This is a genomic window from Psychrobacter sp. ANT_H56B (genome assembly GCF_008369245.1).
Classification (GTDB): domain Bacteria; phylum Pseudomonadota; class Gammaproteobacteria; order Pseudomonadales; family Moraxellaceae; genus Psychrobacter; species Psychrobacter cryohalolentis.
In genome coordinates, this window is sequence record NZ_VOBF01000004.1 from 50,457 (window position 1) to 68,617 (window position 18,161).

The 18,161-nt window shown below is 43.4% G+C and carries 13 protein-coding genes; 12 read left to right on the forward strand and 1 reads right to left on the reverse strand.

The genetic code is table 11. The annotated features are described in order from the left end of the window. Positions 1-98 precede the first annotated feature (98 nt). The 5 genes from ureA (at position 99) to ureG (ending at position 4,763) form a co-directional block, all read left to right on the forward strand. Positions 99-401: an urease subunit gamma gene (gene ureA / locus FQ082_RS06910; protein WP_149408627.1), complete on the forward strand. Its 303-nt coding sequence runs from the start codon at positions 99-101 to the stop codon at positions 399-401. A 74-nt stretch (positions 402-475) separates the two neighbouring features. Then, positions 476-2,608, forward strand: a complete 2,133-nt coding sequence (ureC, locus tag FQ082_RS06915) for an urease subunit alpha (protein WP_149408628.1) — start codon at positions 476-478, stop codon at positions 2,606-2,608. A 106-nt stretch (positions 2,609-2,714) separates the two neighbouring features. Beyond that, positions 2,715-3,263, forward strand: a complete 549-nt coding sequence (ureE, locus tag FQ082_RS06920; RefSeq protein WP_149492543.1) for an urease accessory protein UreE — start codon at positions 2,715-2,717, stop codon at positions 3,261-3,263. Further along, positions 3,256-4,071, forward strand: a complete 816-nt coding sequence (locus tag FQ082_RS06925; RefSeq protein WP_149408630.1) for an urease accessory protein UreF — start codon at positions 3,256-3,258, stop codon at positions 4,069-4,071. The genes ureE and FQ082_RS06925 overlap by 8 nt, the downstream gene beginning before the upstream one ends. A 38-nt stretch (positions 4,072-4,109) precedes the next feature. Continuing rightward, on the forward strand, positions 4,110-4,763 hold the full coding sequence (gene ureG / locus FQ082_RS06930; protein WP_149492544.1) for an urease accessory protein UreG: 654 nt from the start codon (positions 4,110-4,112) through the stop codon (positions 4,761-4,763). Between the two features lie 408 nt (positions 4,764-5,171). Here ureG and FQ082_RS06935 read toward each other — a convergent pair whose 3' ends face one another. Beyond that, on the reverse strand, positions 5,172-6,854 hold the full coding sequence (locus FQ082_RS06935) for an NAD-dependent malic enzyme (RefSeq protein WP_149408632.1): 1,683 nt from the start codon (positions 6,852-6,854) through the stop codon (positions 5,172-5,174). A gap of 949 nt (positions 6,855-7,803) precedes the next feature. Here FQ082_RS06935 and bhcA point away from each other — a divergent pair. The 7 genes from bhcA to FQ082_RS06970 all read left to right on the forward strand — a co-directional run bounded on the left by bhcA (position 7,804) and on the right by FQ082_RS06970 (position 18,105). Further along, positions 7,804-8,979: an L-aspartate--glyoxylate aminotransferase BhcA gene (gene bhcA / locus FQ082_RS06940; RefSeq protein ID WP_149408633.1), complete on the forward strand. Its 1,176-nt coding sequence runs from the start codon at positions 7,804-7,806 to the stop codon at positions 8,977-8,979. 63 nt (positions 8,980-9,042) lie between these two features. Further along, complete coding sequence (gene bhcB, locus FQ082_RS06945; RefSeq protein ID WP_149408634.1) at positions 9,043-10,023, forward strand: beta-hydroxyaspartate dehydratase BhcB; 981 nt, start codon at positions 9,043-9,045, stop codon at positions 10,021-10,023. Positions 10,024-10,152: 129 nt separating this feature from the next. Next, positions 10,153-11,307, forward strand: coding sequence for a 3-hydroxy-D-aspartate aldolase BhcC (gene bhcC / locus FQ082_RS06950; RefSeq protein ID WP_149408635.1), 1,155 nt, complete (start codon positions 10,153-10,155; stop codon positions 11,305-11,307). Positions 11,308-11,452: 145 nt separating this feature from the next. Continuing rightward, positions 11,453-12,454: an iminosuccinate reductase BhcD gene (gene bhcD, locus FQ082_RS06955; RefSeq protein ID WP_149492545.1), complete on the forward strand. Its 1,002-nt coding sequence runs from the start codon at positions 11,453-11,455 to the stop codon at positions 12,452-12,454. Between the two features lie 348 nt (positions 12,455-12,802). Then, positions 12,803-14,971, forward strand: a complete 2,169-nt coding sequence (locus FQ082_RS06960; protein ID WP_149492546.1) for an FAD-dependent oxidoreductase — start codon at positions 12,803-12,805, stop codon at positions 14,969-14,971. A 3-nt stretch (positions 14,972-14,974) separates the two neighbouring features. Then, positions 14,975-16,282, forward strand: coding sequence for an ABC transporter substrate-binding protein (locus FQ082_RS06965; protein ID WP_149492547.1), 1,308 nt, complete (start codon positions 14,975-14,977; stop codon positions 16,280-16,282). After that, the gene (locus FQ082_RS06970; RefSeq protein WP_149492548.1) at positions 16,279-18,105 is read left to right on the forward strand and encodes an ABC transporter permease; all 1,827 of its coding nucleotides are present in this window, start codon (positions 16,279-16,281) and stop codon (positions 18,103-18,105) included. The genes FQ082_RS06965 and FQ082_RS06970 overlap by 4 nt, the downstream gene beginning before the upstream one ends. Positions 18,106-18,161: the final 56 nt, after the last annotated feature.

Sequence of the window (18,161 nt, forward strand, 5' to 3'; positions counted from 1 at the left end):
AATGACTCTACTTAGTACATTTAACTTGGCACCTTTACTTTATGAAGATTAAAAACGAATCATAGTCTTTAAAGCACAATAATTATTAAGGAAGCTTTATGCAATTAAATCCTACAGAAAAAGATAAACTCTTACTATTTACCGCAGGCATGGTGGCGGAACGTCGTAAAAATCGCGGCGTCAAGCTTAATTATCCTGAGTCTATCGCTTACATTAGTATGTTACTAATGGAAGGCGCGCGTGATGGCAAAACCGTGGCACAACTGATGAGTGAAGGAGCCACTTATCTCTCTGCCGATGACGTCATGGAAGGCATCGCAGAGATGATAGATGATGTCCAAGTTGAAGCCACTTTCCCCGATGGCACTAAGCTGGTGACGGTACATAACCCCATCGTATAGCTTGTTTGCTATAAAGTCGTATACAACGATATTGAACTAGAGCCATTGCCGTAAGACGATTAAGGATAATAAAAATGACGATGAAAGTAGGCGAATATAAGATTAAAGCAGGCGATATGGCATTGAATGCTGGTCGCTGCGTGCAAACCATAGCAGTAATCAATACCGGCGACCGCCCTATTCAAATCGGTTCTCATTATCACTTCTATGAAGTCAATGCAGCACTGAGCTTTGATCGAGAGTCGACGCTTGGCTATCGACTCAATATCCTATCTGGCACTGCTGTACGTTTTGAGCCGGGCCAAGCGCGTGAAGTGGAGCTGGTTGCCATTTCAGGTAGACAGCACATTTATGGTTTTTCAGGCGAGGTTATGGGCGTTGTAAACCCTAAAATCTCTCAAACTACCTCGAAAAAACGCATTGACCGACGTATCTATGCCGAACATTTTGGCCCTACCACAGGGGATAAGGTACGCTTAGCCGATACAAATTTATGGCTTGAGGTTGAATATGACTTGACCAGTCATATTGATCACCAGCCTGACATTGATAGCGTCAGCATCGGTGAAGAGGTTAAATTTGGCGGCGGTAAGGTTATCCGCGATGGCATGGGTCAGTCACAGCTAATAGGTGAGCAAGTTGCCGATACTATTATTACCAATGCTCTGATTGTGGACTACAGCGGCATATATAAGGCAGATGTGGCTATCAAAGAGGGTCGCATTAGTGGTATCGGTAAAGCTGGTAACCCTGATATTCAGCCTAACGTGACGTTACCTATTGGCGCTGCTACCGAAATCATCGCAGGAGAAGGTAAAATCTTGACTGCTGGCGGTATCGATAGCCATATTCATTTCATTGCGCCGCAGCAATGTGAAACTGCACTAATATCTGGTATAACCACGATGTTAGGCGGTGGTACGGGACCTGCTGAAGGTACTCTTGCCACTACTTGTACTCCTGGTGCTTATCATATTCACAGCATGCTAAAAGCCACTGATGCTATTCCAATGAATATTGGATTCTTAGGTAAAGGCAATGTTAGTTTACCTGCCCCCATTGTAGAGCAGATTGAAGCGGGTGCTATCGGGCTTAAGCTTCATGAAGACTGGGGCTCCACGCCCAAAGCCATTGACAATTGCCTTAGCGTGGCTGAAAAATATGATGTGCAAGTGGCTATTCATACTGATACGTTAAATGAAAGCGGCTATTTAGATAGCACTCTAGGCGCGTTTAAAGACCGTTGTATCCACACCTTCCATACCGAAGGCGCTGGCGGCGGTCATGCCCCAGATATCTTAAAAGCTATTGGCGAAACCAACGTCTTACCCTCATCAACCAACCCGACGCGCCCTTTCACCATTAATACCATTGACGAGCATCTCGACATGCTTATGGTTTGTCACCATTTAAGCCCAGCCATTGCTGAAGATGTCGCTTTTGCAGAAAGCCGTATTCGTAAAGAAACCATTGCCGCTGAAGATATTTTACAAGATATGGGTGCTATCTCCATGATGAGTAGTGATTCGCAAGCGATGGGACGCGTGGGAGAAGTCATTATTCGCACGTGGCAAACGGCTGATAAGATGAAAGCCCAGCGTGGTCACCTTGCTCCTGATCAATCAGCTAAAACTGAGCAATCCTTAGACAATATCATGCTAAGTCCCACTGACTCTGATAGCGGCAACGACAACTTTCGTATCAAACGCTACCTCGCAAAATACACCATCAATCCCGCTATTACCCATGGCATTAGTGATGAAGTGGGATCACTTGAGTTGGGAAAATGGGCAGATTTAGTGTTGTGGTCGCCTGCATTTTTTGGCGTAAAGCCTGATTTAATTATAAAAGGCGGTTTGATTGCAGCGGCACCTATGGGCGACCCCAATGCTTCCATATCCACCCCACAGCCTGTGCACTATCGCAGCATGTTTGGCAGCTTCCCCAAGACAGTGGCGCAGACTTGCATCACCTTTATGTCAAGTGTGGCTATTGATAAGGGTGTTGATAGGCAATTAGGATTAGAAAAGGTCATCAAAGCAGTACACAACATTCGCAAGGTACGCAAACAAGACATGAAATTCAACAGCTACTGTCCTCAGATGGAGGTCAACCCTGAGACCTATGAAGTGTATGCCGATGGTGAGCTGCTGACCTGTGAGCCTGCCGACTATCTACCGATGGCACAGCGCTATTTTTTATTCTAGCTACTTTTTATTCTAGCTACTTTTTATTCTAGCTGCTTTTTATTGTCGTGCTGATAATCCACGATCAGCTGTGAATCATCTACTTAAACGAACTATAAACATAATTATGAACATTTATACGCAACGTCTCGATCCATCAACCCTTAGCGCTGAAAAACAGGCGATCATTGATAGGCAAAAACAGGCAGAAAAATTTTTATATTTAGATTTCGACACCCGTCAGCGTAGCCGTTTTAAAGCAGAAACCCAGCACCAAGAATCCATTGGTGTTGATTTGCCACGTACGGAAACCATTAAGAATGGCAGTGTTTTAGCAGACTATCAAGGCAACCTAATACAGATTATGGCCGCCAAGCAGGGATTAATCGAAGTAACTGCCGATAATAACTTTGACCTTATGAAAGGCGCTTACCATTTAGGCAACCGCCATGTGCCTTTAATGCTGACCCCTACTGCCCTCTACTTTGAGCCTGACCATGTTTTAGAAGCGATGTTACATCAACTTGGCCTACATACCCAAGCCGTACAAGCGCCCTTTGAGCCAGAGACTGGTGCTTATAAAGGCAATCAAGGCGGACATTCTCACTCTCATGGTCATAATCATAGTCATCACGACCATGACCATTCACACACCCACGGCAACTCTCATGATTAATCATGCCACGCACTCCCAGCATCCTGCCAGTACCGCACAAGGTATAAATGATTTGAATCATGCAGATGTGACCGGACGTTTGCTCATGCTGGCGTCAAGCAACTTACCTATTGGCAGTTATACCTACTCGCAAGGCATAGAACCTGCTATTGAGTCAGGGCTTATTCATGATGAAAGCAGTAGTATGGATTTTATGAGTGATTATCTGGAGCTGGCATTATGTCGTTATGAGCTACCGCTACTAGCGCTCATGATTGAAGCCCTTATGATTGAGGACGTCACACTTGCTGATGCTTTAGGTGCAGATTACCACGCTAGCCGCGAAACCAAAGAGTTCGTCTATGAGTCAAGTCAATTGGCTCTGTCTTTATCCGCATGGCTTGATAATGTCCTTGAGCTCAATGTGCCTGATAGCTTACTCGCCCATGGGTTTTTGCCGCTGTTTGCCCATATTAGCTCGCACTGGCAATTTAACCCTGTACAAGCCATGACCACTTACGCCTTTGGCCAAATCGAAAACATGGTGCTGGCTGCGGTCAAGACCGTACCGCTTGGGCAAATGGCAGGACAGCGAATCATTTGGCAGCTGCAACAGCTACTAAGCCAACAAGTACAGCCACTGGCTGCTCGCGTCAAGCAAAGTTTTTTGTACGCTCAAAGGCTGCCGTTAATGGCAGATACGCCTGACATAGCGATATCAAGGCTAAATCTACTTTATCAACAGTTACAAATATCCGCTAACTTACCAAATTTAGCGCTCCTGTCTTGCCAGCATGAAAGGCAATATAGTCGCTTATTTCGCTCTTAATCGCTGATAACCCAAACACTTATTGAGGACATTTATTTATGGCACTAACTCCTAAAGTCGAAAACAAACATTCAGACACGACATTATCGCCATTACGCTTAGGTATTGGTGGCCCTGTAGGATCAGGAAAAACGGCATTGACGCTGAGATTGTGTCAACACCTGCGCGATGATGTCAACATGGCCGTGGTGACCAATGATATATATACCAAAGAAGACTCTGAATTTTTAACGCGTCATGAGGCCATGCCAGCCGAGCGTATTCGCGGTGTTGAAACCGGTGGCTGCCCGCATACTGCCATCCGTGAAGATGCCTCAATTAACTTATCTGCCATCGCCGAATTACAGCAGCAATTTGCAGGTCTTGAGCTTATTATCATCGAGTCTGGTGGTGATAATTTGGCAGCAACTTTTAGCCCTGAATTGTCCGACTTGACACTATATGTCATTGACGTGTCTGCAGGCGATAAAATTCCTCGTAAAGACGGCCCTGGTATCATGAAATCGGACTTGCTCATTATCAATAAAACCGACCTTGCCCCTCTCGTAGGCGCGTCACTTGAGGTGATGGCACGTGATGCCAAAAAAATGCGCGGCGATAAGCCTGTGGTCTTTAGCAACATGAAAACGGGTGAAGGCGTTGATGACATTGTTGCCTTTATCCTTGATAAAGGCATGATAAGCATAGCGTAAGACTGTGCCTATAATGCCACATGCTATGGCATAAATAGAGGTTCTGCAAACTACTAAATGATAAGCAGATTATCAGACAGTGATCATATCGATTAGCTTACACATTAAGGATTTATCATGACCATAAAAACCTCACAAACCATGATATAGTCAATTCCAAATAAAACAGATACGTTATGTTCCAACGCAGTACTGGTATAAATTTTTCTGGCGTGCTGTGCCTACGCCGACAGAGGCTGCGTAAAACTCATCCCAGTCCTACTGTATCGCTTTAATACTGAATTCACTATACGTAAAAATTTCATCAGCAAAACGTCAACGGCTAGTGGATTAACATTGTTATCATTAAAAAAGCCGAATGCTACTTTTAATCGTAGCATTCGGCTTTTTAGTCGGATTTTCTAACCGTTAGAAAGAAGTACGGCGATAGTCGCGGTATTTAGGTAACCAGAAGTTAGCTTTTAATCGACGTTCTAAGTTTTCTGCCGTGACTGGTAATGCCAGTTTATCTTCAATTGCTTGCAGGGCAACTGCATAGGCTATTTTTTCACTGATTTCTCTAATGAATTTAATGGGCGGCAATATGGCACCTGGCGCTTTTTCATATTCTACTGAGATATCTGCAAGTGCTTGACTTGCCGCCGTCAGCATATTATCGCTGATACCCGTTGCACGTGCTGCTAATACACCTAAACCAATGCCTGGGAATATATAGCTGTTATTACACTGAGAGACTTCAAAAGACTGACCTTCAAAAGTGGTATTAGGAAAAGGACTGCCGGTTGCAACAATGGCCTTACCACGACTCCAGTTAGTCACTTCTTGCGGTGTTGCTTCAACACGAGACGTTGGATTTGATAGCGGCAATATAATAGGATGTTCAGTATTAGCACATAAAGATTCAACGACCTCTTGCGTAAAGAGACCTTTTTGTCCGCTTACGCCAAACAAGACAGTTATTCTTGCTTGTTTAACCACTTGTGCTAACCCAAGTTTTTGACTCTTATCCCAATGTTCAATGTCTGATTCTTTTTGCACTAACGGTGTTTGGAATTTTTGTAGCTCTGTCATGCTATCGGTTAGCAGACCATAACGGTCAACCATAAATACCTGTCTGCGAGCCTGCTCTTCTGTTAACCCTTCACGCTGCATCTGACGAATAATGTGCTCAGCGATACCGCAACCTGCAGATCCTGCACCCAAGAAAGCAATATTTTGTTGACTAAGTTTCTGGCTTTTATTTAAACATGCTGCAATCAATGTACCGACTGAAACAGCAGCAGTTCCTTGGATATCATCGTTAAAGCAACATAGCTGATCACGATATTTATTCAATAATGGGGTCGCATTTTCCTGTGCAAAATCTTCAAATTGCAATAACACCTCGGGCCAACGACGCTTAACAGCCTGAATAAATAAGTCTACAAATTCATTATACTCATCGCCAGAGATGCGTGGATTTCTCCAGCCCATATACATAGGATCGTCAAGCAACTGCTGATTATTGGTACCGACATCTAACAAAATAGGTAAGCAATAAGCGGGGCTAATACCACCACAAGCGGTGTATAAAGCCAATTTACCAATTGGAATTCCCATACCGCCAATACCTTGGTCACCTAAGCCCAAGATACGTTCACCATCAGTGACCACGATAACTTTTACGTTTTGTTTGGTGGCGTTTTGCAGCATGTCATCGATTTTATGACGTTCAGGATAAGAGATAAATAAACCACGTTTACGGCGATAAATTTGAGAGAATTTTTCACAAGCTTGCCCAACCGTAGGGGTATAGATGAGCGGCATGACTTCCTCAATATGCTGCTCAATCAAATGGTGAAATAATGTCTCATTAGTATCTTGTATATTACGCAAATAAATATGCTTATCCATATCACTGGTAAATGAGCGTAGTTGAAGATAAGCACGTGATGACTGCTCTTCAATCGTCTCAATATTATGAGGTAATAGACCGGTTAAATTAAAGCTATCGCGCTCCTCTGATGAAAAAGCACTGCCCTTATTCAATAAAGGGGTTTCTAATAGTGCAGGACCTGCAAAGGGGATATATAACGGACGTTGGTTTAACATGATAAAATCTTCTTATTAAAAGTATGGGGTGGTACAAGGTTAATGGGTTAAATATTTTTATCGATTCATTAAACAAATGAAATTATTTAAATTTATGTTTTGCTCTAGCTTGCTCAAATTCGTTCAAGCTGACATATTAAAGAATTGATATCTATAATAAATACAATGTCTTTTGTAAACCCTCAACATTGATAATGAAGGATTTTTTATTGTATTTTCTTAATTGAATAAGTTGTTTTTAGCAAGTTAGAAATTGAGCGATGCTGAAGAAACTGTAAAGATAAACTTAGTAAACTAACCACTGGACGAGGCGCTTACCATGACCAAAAAATTGCAGAGATATAGTACAGAATGTAAAGCAGAGGCTATCTAACAGATAACTTAAGTGTGATGGCTTAGTAATCAAGAATAGCGATACAAACGTTATCCAATTGATATAACCCATCAAGGCAAAGTTGTCGGCAAGAATCCCTATTATACTGAAGTTATAGCAGCTCTTGAAGACATCATACAACTGAAATAGCAATCATGAATTATTTCGGTCAAAGCATAAAAGAATAAATAGGACTAATGTCGGCTATTTACGCAAAACAGTCACTGTAATAGTCTTGAGAAGTCTAGCACAAAGGTTATTTAAAAACACCTTGTTACAACTTACTATTAGTGCTATATTTTAACCAGTTGATGAGTATCTACACTTTTTCAACCAAAACCTCTTATTTTATCCTTCGTAAAAATCGTTACCGCAAGAACACCATAAAAAGAACGCAGTAAGTAGTAAAGTGACCAATCACCTGCAACTCCTTTCTTTGACATGGTTAATTTTTTAAATCTTAAAAACACAAAACCTAAACTGTATGAGTCAGGAAGACTCTTGCATTAAATTCGCATGAACCCCTGCTTATACAACAATCGTGCCCCTTTATATGCACTTACAAGGATGTCAATCATGTCGCTACAAAACCCAATTTTTATTCCTGGCCCTACCAATATTCCTGACAGATTACGTCGCGCAATGAACGTGCCGACGCAAGATCACCGTGCGCCTGATTTCTCAGACACGTTCTTACCAGTGCTTGCTGATTGTAAAAAAGTATTTGGCACCCAAGATGGCGAAATCATTCTATTTACCTCTAGCGGCACAGGTGGCTGGGAAGCTGCTATTAGCAATACCTTGTCACCTGGTGATAAAGTTCTGATTGCACGCTATGGTATGTTCTCGCATCGCTGGATCGATATGTGTCAGCGCCACGGACTTGATGTGCAAGTTGTAGAATGCGATTGGGGAACAGGCGCACCTGCTGATAAATTCCAAGCAATTTTAAACGAAGACACCGCACACGAAATCAAAGCCGTCATGGTCACCCATAACGAAACAGCAACAGGTGTTTTAAGTGATATTGGCGCCGTTCGCGAAGCCATGGATAGCAGTGACCACCCTGCTTTATTATTCGTAGATGGTGTTAGCTCAATTGCTTGTGTCCCTTTTGAGATGGATGCTTGGGGCGTAGACGTTGCTGTTGCCGGCTCACAAAAAGGCTTTATGCTCGCAACGGGTATGGCAATATTGGGCGTCAGTCAAAAAGCTTTGAGTCATATGGATGAGGCAAAGCTTCCACGTACTTATTTTGCTTTTCGTGATATGTTAAATGCCAATGCCAACGGCGGCTTCCCTTATACACCACCATTAAATCTCATCTATGGCCTAAGAGAAAGTCTTGAGATGTTGTTTGACGAAGGTCTTGAGAATGTCTATGCACGTCATTACCGTCTAGCCGAAGGCGTACGACAAGCGGTTAGCGCTTGGGGTATGAAACTGTGTGCAAAAACACCTGACCTTTATTCTAATACCGTCAGCGCCATCTTTGTTCCTGAAGGCTTTGACAGTAACAAGCTGACCGATCATGCCTTTAATAAATATGGTATCTCATTTGGTATTGGTTTGGGCGAGATGAATGGTAAAGCATTTAGAATCGGCCATCTAGGTTCATTAACTGAAGTTATGGTACTAGCAGGACTTGCAACGATTGAGATGGCAATGGTTGATTTGGGCTACCCTATTAAACTGGGTCAAGGCGTTGCTGCTGCGCAAGAGTATTATCGCAACAGCGCACCAACTAAATAAAATTTATTAGATAACAAGCTATTAAATAACAAGAGTTAAACAAAAGATGAAGGACTATTTTTTATGATAACAAATGATAATGGATTAGTGATTCCAACCCTTGATGATATGTTAGAAGCGCATGAGCGCATCAAACCATATATCCATCGCACCCCTGTTCTGACCTCTCGCTTTTTAAATGAGCTGGCTGGCTGTGAGATGTTCTTTAAATGTGAGAACTTTCAAAAAGCGGGGGCATTTAAAGTACGTGGCGCCTCAAATGCAGTGTTTGGCCTCTCTGACGAAGATGCCAAAAATGGCGTTTGTACACACAGCTCAGGTAACCATGCCCTATCTTTATCTTATGCTGCAGGCCAGCGTGGTATACCATGTAATGTGGTGATGCCGCATAGCGCGCCTGAAGCTAAAAAAGCCGCGGTACGTGGCTATGGCGGTATCATCACCGAATGTGAGCCATCAACCACATCGCGTGAAGAAGTCTTTGCCAAAGTTCAAGCAGAAACAGGCGGCGACTTTGTCCATCCGTACAATGATCCACGCGTTATCGCTGGACAAGCCACTTGCTCACGTGAGTTTTTAGAACAAATGGAAGAGATTGGTGAAAAACCTGATATGGTTGTGGCACCCATTGGTGGTGGCGGTATGATTTCAGGTACTTGTTTGACGTTATCTAATCTAGCCCCTGATGTCAAAATCTATGCAGCAGAGCCATTAAACGCTGATGACGCTGCACGCTCATTTAAAGCCGGTCATATTATCGCTGATGATGCACCAAACACGGTTGCCGATGGTTTAAAAGTGCCGCTGAAGGATTTGACTTGGCATTTTGTTAGCAATTATGTGACTGATATTTTGACCGCGACTGAAGAAGAAATCGTTGAAGCGATGAAACTGACTTGGACGCATATGAAGATCGTCATTGAACCAAGCTGTGCCGTGCCGCTTGCTGTCATTTTGAAGAACAAAGACGTTTTTGCAGGTAAAAAGGTTGGCGTCATCATCACTGGTGGTAACGTTGATCTCGACAAGTTGCCTTGGAATTAATGATCGGCAACTAAATATCAGTAATTAGGTATCAATAACTGATTACAAATGGAGCGTTAACTAAGCGCCAGTAATGCGCAAGTTTAAACGGCTTTTTATAACACTAACTAATAACATGGAAGAATTAAAATGACAATGACTGCTGAATTAGAAGTAGGTTACAACGTACCCGCCGCTGTTGGTATGGACGAAGCTGACATTCAAACCCCTTGTTTGATCTTGGATCTTGACGCCCTTGAGCGTAACGTCAAAAAAATGGGCGATTATGCTAAAGCGCATAATATGCGTCACCGTAGCCACGGTAAAATGCACAAATCAGTTGACGTACAAAATTTACAAGAAGAGCTTGGCGGCGCTATTGGCGTTTGCTGTCAAAAGGTCTCTGAAGCAGAAGTATTCGTACGTGGTGGCATTAAAGACGTATTGGTATCAAACCAAGTCCGTAATCCAGCTAAAATTGAGCGTTTAGCGAATCTACCTAAGTTGGGTGCAACCATCACCGTCTGTGTCGATGATGTCGATAACGTCGCTGAATTATCAGCTGCTGTAACCAAAGCAGGCACTGAACTGAACTGCTATATCGAAATCGATTGTGGCGCTGGGCGTTGTGGTGTAACGACGACTGAAGCGGTTGTTGAGATTGCCAAAGCAATTGATGCCGCTGAAAATCTAAAATTCACTGGTATCCAAGCTTATCAAGGTGCGATGCAACACATGGACAGCTTTAGCGATCGCAAAGCGAAAACACAAATCGCTATCGATCAAGTGCAAGAAGCAATCGATGCATTAACTGAAATCGGGCTAAAACCAGAATTTGTATCGGGTGGCGGTACAGGTAGTTATTACTTCGAAAGTAATTCAGGTGTTTTCAACGAATTACAGTGTGGCTCTTACGCGTTTATGGATGCCGATTACGGTCGTATTCTAGATGAAGACGGCAACCGCATCGATGCTGGCGAGTGGGAAAATGCGTTATTTATCCTAACGTCTGTGATGAGCCATGCCAAAACCGACAAAGCCATCGTTGATGCTGGTCTAAAAGCTCAGTCAGTTGATAGCGGCCTACCGTTCATCTATGGTCGTGACGATGTTGAATATGTTAAATGTTCAGACGAGCATGGCGTAGTCAGCGATCCAAATGGCGTACTGGAAATCAATGAAAAACTAAAACTGGTACCTGGTCATTGTGACCCTACTTGTAACGTTCATGATTTCTATATTGGTGTGCGTAATGGTAAAGTTGAAACCGTATGGCCAGTATCTGCACGCGGTAAAATGTACTAAGCACTGTATTAGGAACTATAAGCTAAATTAGTATGATTCTATCCGTTTAGTTTAGATGGGCTGTTGTAGCTTTAGCCTACAGCAGCCCTTATTTATTTCAAGTATTCAAGAATTACAAATCAAAAAGTATAAAAAGGAATTTATAATGAGTGAAGCAAATAGTGTTAATAGTGACGAAGGTTTATTGATCGTATCAGAAGACGCTTGCAAATCGGTGATTGATCGCCCTTCTGCATTTATCGCCGTTGAAAATGTTTTTGCGTCAATGTCACGAGGGGACGCCTATAACTTCCCTGTTATCCGCGAAGCCATTGGCTATGCTGATGCGTTATACGGCTTTAAATCAGGTTTTGACCGTGCAGGAAAATCACTAGGTCTAAAATCAGGTGGCTACTGGCCAGGTAATGCGGCTAAAGGCTTGACCAATCATCAATCCACGATTTTCTTATTCAATCCAGATAATGGTAAATTGCGTGCACTGGTCGGCGGCAACTATTTAACTGCCGTACGTACCGCCGCCGCATCGGCCGTATCAATCGCCCATCTAGCACGTAAAGACAGCAAAGTGCTTGGTATGGTCGGCGCCGGCCATCAGTCTACTTTTCAGCTGCGTGCCGCTCTTGAGCAACGCAATTTCGAAAAAGTAGTCGCTTGGAATAAGAATAAAGATCGTCTCAAAAACCTACAAGCCGTCGCTGAAGAATTAGGGGTACCGTTTGAAGCCGTTGAGCGTGAGCAGTTATGTAGCGAGGCGGATGTAATCATTACCATTACTTCAGCGTTTGAGCCATTACTGATGAAAGAGTGGATCAAACCCGGTACGCATATCGCCTGTATGGGTACCGATACCGTTGGTAAGCAAGAAGTTGATGTCAACTTAGTAGCGGCTGCTACTGTATTTACGGATGAAATCGCGCAATCAATCACTCTTGGTGAAGCCCAGCATGCGATTAAATCTGGTGCTATTAAAGAGAGTGATATCACCACGCTTGGTGATGTTATTAATGGAGATCACCAAGGTCGCAGCTCAGATGATGAAATTACCTTGTTCGATGGTACGGGTGTTGGTTTACAGGATTTAGCAGTAGCCTCTGCTGCCGCTAAACTTGCTCTTGAAAAAGGTGAAGCTCAGCATATCTCTTTATAACTCTCGTCGTAATTAGGACATTAGCTATTGTATTTTAGAACCGCCAAATAATGAGTGTATTTGGCGGTTTTTTATAATACTGATATAAGCAGAGGCCAACTATCACTACCTTCTTCTATATCACTTTAAAATTTGTCTCAAGCCATCCACAATATTATATTTGAACAATCGCTCAATAACGATTACAATGGATAAATGTCATATTTTACGTATATCTATGACTAGATTTTGAACAGTCATTTATAACATAACTATATGAAAAACTAGCTTATAGTAGGAATACAGCGTTATTCTTTGCTAAGTAATTCTTTACTACATGATGTTTTATATTATTTATCTGGATAACCCATGATTAAAAAAATAGTTTTGATATTCGCGGTCTTGATTGGCGTCATTGGCTTTTTTTATTTTGACCTCAATGAATTATTAACACTTGAGGGCTTAAAAGGCTCGATGGATCAGTTTGAGCAATATAAAACACAGTCGCCATGGTTAGTCATCGGCGGCTTTTTTGTAGTCTACATCTTAGTCACGGCATTATCTTTACCAGGCGCCGCTATTTTAACTTTGGCAGCCGGTGCTTTATTTGGTTTAGTACAAGGTGTATTGGTCGCCTCATTTGCCTCCAGTATCGGTGCCACCCTCGCCTTTTTGACTTCGCGTTATTTGTTACGCGATACCATCAAACAGCGCTTTCCTGATCGTCTTGCCTCTATCGATGCTGGGGTAAAAAAAGAAGGCGGATTTTACTTATTCACGCTACGTCTGGTGCCAATATTCCCCTTTTTCCTTATCAACTTACTAATGGGTTTGACTGCTATCAAAGCACGGACCTTTTATTGGGTCAGCCAAATCGGTATGCTTGCCGGCACCTTTGTATTTGTGAATGCCGGTACGCAATTGGCACAAATCGAGCAGTTATCTGGCATTTTGTCTTTTAATCTGCTGGCTTCATTTGCGTTATTAGGGTTATTTCCGCTGATAGCGAAAGGCATATTAACGATACTAAAAAAACGCCGTGTCTATAAGAACTATAATAAACCAAAAAAATTCGACCGTAATATGATTGTGATTGGTGCTGGTGCTGGCGGACTTGTTACCAGCTATATTGCTGCGACCGTCAAAGCAAAAGTCACATTGATTGAAGCAGGTGAGATGGGCGGCGACTGCTTAAACTATGGCTGCGTCCCCAGTAAAGCGCTGATAAAAAGCGCAAAAGTGGTTGAGCAGATACGCCATGGCGAGCGTTACGGACTCAACAATACCCAACCGGATTTTGCATTCAAGAACATCATGTCTCGCATCCATAAAGTCATTGCTGATATTGCTCCAAATGACAGTGTTGAGCGTTATACAGATTTGGGTGTCGAGGTATTAAAAGGCTATGCAAAACTCATTGATCCATGGACGGTTGAGATTGCCCTCAATGATGGCGGTACTCAGACATTAACTGCTCGCTCTATCGTTATCGCGACGGGCGCACGCCCCTTTGTCCCAGACCTACCGGGTTTAGAGGAGACAGGTTATGTGACAAGCGATACTCTTTGGGATAAATTTGCAAAACTTGATAAAGCGCCGAGCAAGCTGGTCGTACTTGGCGGCGGACCCATTGGCTGTGAGCTGGCACAAGCCTTTGCTCGTTTAGGTTCTGCTGTGACCCAAATCGAAAGAGGCACGCGGCTGATGAAAAAAGAAGATGTCGACGTTTCTGTATTTGCGCAAGAATCACTGACTGAGAGTGGCGTTACTATCCTAACCTCACAGCAAGCAATTCGCTGTGAAACTCGTGATGGCAAAAAATATATTATCGTCGCACCAAAAGGCAGCACTGATGATCAACAAGAAACTGCCATTGAGTATGATGAGTTGATTTGTGCAGTCGGTCGTAGTGCGCGCCTAGAAGGCTACGGGCTTGACACCTTAGGCATCGATACTGAGCGCACCATCAGTACAGATGAGTATCTCGAAACGCTTTACCCCAATATCTATGCGGCAGGTGATGTCGTAGGTCCTTATCAATTTACTCATGTAGCTTCCCATCAAGCATGGTACGCTGCGGTCAATGGCTTATTTGGTCATCTTAAAAAATTCAAAGTAGATTATCGGGTGATTCCGTGGACGACTTTTATTGATCCAGAAGTAGCACGAGTGGGCTTAAATGAGCAAGAAGCGATTGATAAAGGTATCGACTTTGAAATCACACGTTATGACTTTAAAGACTTAGATCGGGCGGTAACCGAAAGCGCCAATCATGGCTTTATCAAGGTCATTACCCCAAAGGGCAAAGATAAGATATTGGGTGTGACTATCGTCGCTGAACATGCCGGCGACTTGATGGCTGAGTTTGTACTGGCCATGAAACACAATCTAGGGCTGAATAAAATACTGGGTACCATTCATATCTATCCAACATGGGCGGAAGGCAATAAGTATGCAGCTGGCGAATGGAAACGCAATCATGCGCCTAAAAAAGCGCTACAGTTGCTTGAGAAGTATCATACTTGGCGTCGAGGTTAATTCATGCACCCTCTCAGCTTGCCCGCAGCTTTGATGATACCAAAAAAACTGCGCCGCTATAGCGCCTTTATCATAGTGCTTGGTATATGTGTTGGCATCTCTGCAAGTACCGCTTCGCCTCCCGCTGCCATGGATAATAAAAGCACCTTGCAGTGGCAGCAGATAGTACAAGCTGGTGAAAATCAGGACGTTTACTTTCATACTTGGGGCGGGGATCCACAAATTAATGCCTATATTCAGTGGGCTGCAAAAGCGGTCGATAAAAAATATAATATTAACTTGGTTCATGTCAAATTAAGCGACACCAGTGAAGCTGTCAGCCGTGTCCTTGCAGAAAAATCTGCCAATAATAATAAAAAAGGTAGCGTTGATTTAATTTGGATCAACGGTGCAAACTTTGCCGCTATGAGTGAGAATAAATTACTATTAAAGGACTGGGCGTCTACTCTGCCAAACTTTGCTCTGACTGATCCTGATAACAATCCCTCTGTCACTCTTGACTTTGGCATACCTACTAATGGTATGGAAGCGCCATGGGGACAGGCGTCATTGACTTTTTATTATGATAACTTAGCGATAAATAAACCGCCTGCTACCTTGCAGCAATTAAAGATGTGGGCACAGCAGAACCCCGGACGTTTTGGCTACCCAAAGCCGCCTGATTTTTTGGGTATGAGTTTTTTGAAGTATGCTTTGGTCATGCTGCATGAGCAAAATGATAGTAAGAATGGAACCACTCTCAGAGCAGAGCTTAACCAGCCGGTAGATGCACAAAACAAAGATTTGATACTCAATCCGCTGTGGAATTTTTTGGATGAGCTACATCCCAGGCTATGGCGAAAAGGTGAGCAATTCCTGCAAAGCGGCGCACAAATGCGCCGTTTGGTCGATGATACTGAGCTAAGCTTGGCTTTTACCTTTTCAGGACCCGAAATACCAGCTGCCGTTCAGCGCTATGACTTGCCACCCAGTATTCGCAGTTATGCTATGACAGATGGCAGTTTGAGTAATACTCACTTCGTTGCTATTCCTTATAATGCAAGCCATGCAGCCGCAGCACAATTGGTGGCAAACTTTTTATTGAGCCCAGAAGCACAGGCGCATAAACAAAATCCAGCTGTCTGGGGAGATAAAACCGTGCTGGTTCAATCGACACTGAGCGCCGAGCAGCAAGCACTCTTTAAAGCCAATAAACCGCATGCAAGCGCCCTACATTTTGATGCTATTAAACGAACCGTCAGTGAACCACACCCCAGCTGGGTCGACGCCATTATGCAAGGTTGGCAAACGCGCTACGGGGTTAGCGAATGAAAAAATCTATCGAGAAAAACACGGCTGATACTGATAACAATAATGCTGATGGCATGAATACTGATACTCTCCATGCTGCTATCGTTCATTCTAATTCAAGCAATCAAATAGCCGCAACTTATAAAACCGACCTTTTTACGCGTTTAGTGACCCTAAGCCCCAGTCTTTTACTAATACTCCTTATTCTTCCTGTATTAGGAGGTTTGATAAGCGTCATCCTGCCAGCGTTTGGCTGGGTGCCTGCTCTAGAAACAACAACATTTGGTCTACGAGGATTTAAAGCGCTGGGTGACACTCTAGGACTTAAACAAATGGTCGCGCTCAGTGTAGCAACCGGATTTCTCAGCACCTTACTCGCCTTTGTCATTGCGATTATGATATTGGCAACGTTTTTTAATAGTATTTGGCTGACACGTATTGAACGTTTGCTTAGCCCTATTTTAGTAATCCCGCATGCCGCAGCGGCGATTGCTGTTGGATTTTTGATTGCACCCTCTGGCATGATTGCACGAATGATATCGCCATGGCTAAGTGGTTGGGAGCTGGCACCACAGGGGATACTACCGCATGACCCTTATGGCATTAGTATCATCTTAGGTCTAGTACTCAAAGAGCTGCCCTTTTTACTGTTAATGGCACTTGGCGTATTCGCACAGCCTGAGCTTGGTAAAAAGCTGCGCCAGCAATATCAAGTTGCCCTAAACTTAGGCTACTATCCCATCACTGCCTTTTTTAAAGCAGTATTTCCTATTTTGTACCCCTTCTTGCGTTTGCCTATTTTGGCAGTACTTGCTTACGCCAGTGCCAGTGTTGAGATGCCATTAATTTTAGGACCCAACACTCCGCCCACGCTTGCTGTCACTATCATGCAGTGGTTCAATGATGTTGATTTGAACTTACGTATCAAAGCCTCGGCTGGGGCAATATTACAGCTTATAGTGACCAGCAGCTTAATTGCATTATGGCTTGGCGGTGAGCGTATGGTCAAAGCGCTATGCAGCAACGCACTGATTAATGGAAAACGCCAGTATAAGGATGTTATTTGGCAGAAACTCACTGCAAGCGCCACGGTATTCATCATAGGGTTTATCGCCCTATCGCTCATTGGTCTGCTGATGTGGTCTTTAGCTGGCTATTGGCGCTTCCCTGCCGCCTTGCCAGAGCAGCTCGTACTATCACAATTTCAAAGTGCCTTGATGCAAATAAGCACGCCATTATTTAACACGCTCATTCTTGGCATTGTCTCAACGCTTTTTGCTATTGGCATCACTTTGTTGTGCTTAGAGGCAGAGCAGTTAAGCAATAAACCCATCTCGAATTTTACCAGCTTGATTATTTATCTGCCACTTCTGGTGCCGAGCATTGCTTTCTTATTTGGCTTGGTGTGGTTACAGCAACTTGCCCATAACCAAGCGGCATTTTTTAACGTCGCTTTTACCCATGTCTTATTTGTACTACCTTATGTATTTTTATCCCTTGCCAGCAGCTATAGAAGGTTAGATAAGCGCTTTGCCACTGTAGCAGCCAGTCTTGGAGCGCCGCCTATGAGAGTATTCTTCCAAGTTAAGTTACCGCAGTTATTTGCACCGCTACTCATCGCAATGGCACTAGGATTGGCGGTGAGCTTTGGTCAATATCTACCAACGTTACTCACGGGTGGCGGACGTATTGCTACCATTACGACCGAAGCGGTGACGCTTGCTAATGGTGCCAGCCGCCGTACCAGCGCCGTATATGCCATTATACAAATGGGGTTACCACTGATTGGCTTTATGGTGGCATGGCTGCTACCGAAGTATTTCTTTAGAAGTGGCGTGCGTTAGAATGTTCAATCATAAAAATTTTTTTAAACTTCATTTATCTGTGTCTTTTTTATTTT